This window comes from Micromonospora sp. DT4, from assembly GCF_049841675.1.
Lineage (GTDB): Bacteria > Actinomycetota > Actinomycetes > Mycobacteriales > Micromonosporaceae > Micromonospora.
Genome location: NZ_JBNCKT010000461.1, coordinates 1 through 298 on the forward strand (window position 1 = coordinate 1; position 298 = coordinate 298).

Here is a 298-nt window from a genome sequence, read left to right on the forward strand (position 1 = left end):
GTGGCTCGACGCGGGAGGTGCGTCTGAGTGCCCAGCAGTTGGCGCCGTTGTTGGGTCAGCGGCTGCCGCCGGGCGCGTCGGTGGCGTTGCTGTCTTGCAAGGCGGGCGAGTTGCCGGATGGGTTTGCCCGCCAGCTCGCTACGGCCCTCGGACGGGATGTTGTCGCAGCGACCAGGGATTTGGTTGTCGAGCCGTCTGGCGGCCAGAACCGGTTGTTTACCGTCGGGGGTGAGAGTTGGGTGTTGTTCACTCCCGACTTTGGTGACGGTTGGGATGTGATGAACGACGAGATCGATGG

The 298-nt window shown here is 64.8% G+C and carries 1 protein-coding gene; it reads left to right on the forward strand.

All coding sequences use genetic code 11. From position 1 onward, the window contains the following. Nucleotides 1-17 precede the first annotated feature (17 nt). The coding region (locus ACLQ24_RS30540) for a hypothetical protein (RefSeq protein ID WP_425895186.1) at nt 18-298 on the forward strand (281 nt) is incomplete at its 3' end.